Genomic DNA, 2,835 nt, shown 5'->3' with positions numbered 1-2,835 from the left:
GCTGCTCCGCCGGGTGATCAGCTGTTCGGCTTCCAGGGCCTTGAGGGTGCGGTTGACGTGAACGGCCGTGAGGCCGGTGCAGTCGGCGATCTGCTCCTGGGTCATCGGCAATTCGTATTCGGTCTCCTCGCCGAGGCCGGCCACTTTCAGCCGTAGCGAGAACTCGCAGAGCAGGTGCGCCAGGCGGGTGCGAGCGTCGCGGCGGCCGACGTTGGCGATCCACTCCCTGAAGATAGAGGCGTCGACCAGCGTATCGAACCACATCGCCATCCCGACCTTCGGGCGGTCGAAGGCGAGCTTCTTCACGGCCTCCCGTGGAATGAAGGCGATCTCGCCTTCCGTGATCATCTGCACGCTGTGATCGGCAACGCCAAGGAACGAATTCTGGAGATCCACCATCTCCCCCTTCATCTGCACGGCGAGGATCTGGCGGGCGCCGCCGGCCACGATCTTGTGCCTTGTGGCGAAGCCGGAAAGGATCAGGCAGGAGTGGCTGGTCAGCTCCCGCTCCCTGACGACGTGCCCGTGCCGTTCGAGCTTCCTGGTCCTGAACGGAAGGTCGAGCACGGCCTGACGATCGGCGGCGTCGAGATTGCCCCAATAAGCAAGCTTGCGGAGCAGGGGTTCGAGCTTGGACTGCGTTTGGTCGGACATACCATGTTCCCCATTGCCGGGAGCACGATGGTCTCGCAGTCGCTGGAAGGCCGTTGAGAGGCCAGCGATAGCTCCTCTTACGCCTGTTCAATTTGCGTTTCGCTAACCCATGTTCGGCGGGAAAAGTTAACCTGTCCCCCGAACGCCGGGAGCCGCAGAAACGTGAGGGCGCGAATATGATCTCTAGCGGCGGGCGCCGCCCTCGGCCTCTTCGCTCTTGTGGAGATATACGGCCGGCCCGCTCATCCGGCTGGTCAGCATACCAACGGCGAACATCGGGCTGTTGTGGGCCCAGCCGATCTGTCCGTCCTTGCGGATTCCGATGCCGCCGCCGTCCGCTTCGGCGCCGCCGGTTCCGGGAAGCTTCGCGACCGACTTAGCGATCGCCTTCTCGACGTCTTCGCCGTCCTCCAGCGAGGCCATGATCCTGCCGGCGAGAGCCAGGCGCGTTATCGTCTCCCCATCGCCGGAAAAGCAAACGGCGCCGATATGATTGTCTGCGTAAAGGCCGCCGCCGGGCAGGGGGCTGTCGCCGATCCGGCCGACTTTCTGTCCATTGATGCCGCCCGTCGAAGTTCCGGCCGCGAGATTGCCCGCCTGATCGAGCGCCACCGCCCCGACGGTGTCGTGCTGCCCTTCGGTGGCGGCGTGCTTCTCCGCCTCCGCCAGCAATTCCTGCTGGCTCGCGAGTGGGACGCCCTTGTCCTTCGCGAACCTGGTAGCGCCCTCGCCGACGAGGAGCACCTCCTTCTCCGCCATCAGGAGCCGGGCCACGCCGATCGGATTGCGGACTTCCCGGATCGCTCCGACCGCGCCGGCGGAGAGGTCGCGCCCGTCCATCAGGCCGGCGCACATCTCGATGCCTCCCGCCTGGTTTGGCACCGAACCGCGCCCGGCGTTGAAGATCGGCAGGTCTTCGAGCGTGCGAATGGCCGTCTCGACCGCGTCGAGCGCGCTCCCGCCGGCTGCCAGCACTGCTGCTCCTGCCCGAACCGCCTGGTCCACCCCGTCCCGGTTGGCCTGCTCCTCGGCAGGATCCCAGGGCTTGGCGCCGCCGTGAACGATAAGCGACCAGCCTTCAGATTGCGCCATTGCCGCTCCGTCCTCCTCTGCTGCGCCCTGCCAGTGCAAAGGCCGCCGAGGCGGCAACGATCGTCACGACGACGGCGGCGGCCCAGCTCGGCCGCCCTTTTCCGCGCCTGGTGGACGGATCCTCTCCGCGTCTCAGGCCCGGAAGCCGCTCCACGGCGTGCGAGGCACGGGCGAGCGTGGAGCTGAGCCCTTCGAGCGGCGGCGATGCCGCTCCCGCCCGTCGGTGCCTCAGCGCGTCGACGCCGTCCCGGCAATGGTCGAGGAGGGTGAGGGGCAGCGCCGCCAGCACATTGCCGGGCGGGCGCCGCGAGACGATCGCGTGAGGGCGCGTCGGCGAGATCGCCCGGACCGCTTCCCAGGCAAGGCCGAGACGCCGGAGCCGCGCTTCGCCGAGCTTCATCTGCAGTGCGGGCAGGAGCGTGTCTTCCTCGTCCCGGACATCTTCCCGGAGGAGCGCTACCAGCCGCTCCAGCACCCGGTCGCGCTCGGCCGAACCATGCTCCAGCCTCTCGAGCCGGGTGGCGAGCTCGTTGATCTCCTGATGCTCGCGCTCCACTCGAAGCGTAAGCTCGTGGCCGTCGGGCAAGACACGCCGGATGACCGGCCAGAGGATGGTTTCCTCGGCATAAGCGTGCGGGAAGACCAGCCGGTAGATCTCGAGAAGGATCGAATCCTGCTCCGCCGCGGCCGCCGCTGTCAGCCGGTTCAGCAGCCGATCGAGTTCGACATGGTCGCGTTTCTGGCGGCTGAGCACGCTTGCGCGGCCGCCCATTTCCTCCACGCTCTGATGCGCCAGTGACTTCACGACTTTCCTTTCGCCCCGCTTGTTCCTCGAAGATCGGAGCGGGTTCCGTCAGTGATCAACGAGTCGCGGGCGGCAGCGTTGCAGGAATTGTCGCTAACCTGGCTCAGCCGCCGAACGAAGTCGCCCGCCGCCGATGGGGCAGGTTTCAGCCCGAAGCGGACATCTGAGGTGCCTAAGCCAGAGCCAAAGGAGCCGCTGAGCGTTGCCTGCGCCTCAACGCGTGGCCGACACTGCCGAAGCCGAGGATCATCATGAGCCAGGTAGCGGGCTCGGGAGCGGCCGAC

At 66.9% G+C, this 2,835-nt stretch carries 4 protein-coding genes; all 4 read right to left on the bottom strand.

Features of this window, described 5'->3' with window-relative positions; all coding sequences use genetic code 11:
* The coding region (locus tag VF662_RS07955) for a Crp/Fnr family transcriptional regulator (RefSeq protein WP_464139648.1) at positions 1-654 on the bottom strand (654 nt) is incomplete at its 3' end.
* 183 nt (positions 655-837) lie between these two features.
* Positions 838-1,746, bottom strand: coding sequence for an isoaspartyl peptidase/L-asparaginase family protein (locus VF662_RS07950; protein ID WP_464139646.1), 909 nt, complete (start codon positions 1,744-1,746; stop codon positions 838-840).
* Entirely contained in the window at positions 1,733-2,551 is an 819-nt protein-coding gene (locus VF662_RS07945; RefSeq protein WP_464139644.1) for a hemerythrin domain-containing protein, read from the bottom strand. The genes VF662_RS07950 and VF662_RS07945 overlap by 14 nt, the downstream gene beginning before the upstream one ends.
* A gap of 172 nt (positions 2,552-2,723) precedes the next feature.
* A partial coding sequence (locus VF662_RS07940; RefSeq protein WP_464139650.1) for a PEPxxWA-CTERM sorting domain-containing protein occupies positions 2,724-2,835 on the bottom strand: 112 nt, incomplete at its 5' end.

This window comes from Allosphingosinicella sp. (assembly GCF_036387215.1).
Lineage (GTDB): Bacteria > Pseudomonadota > Alphaproteobacteria > Sphingomonadales > Sphingomonadaceae > Allosphingosinicella.
This window is presented reverse-complemented; position numbering and strand designations above follow the sequence as displayed.

What these genes read in the sequence shown, in the direction of transcription:
- VF662_RS07950 (WP_464139646.1), bottom strand. Translation starts at nt 1,746, where the DNA reads ATGGCGCAATCTGAAGGCTGGTCGCTTATCGTTCACGGCGGCGCCAAG.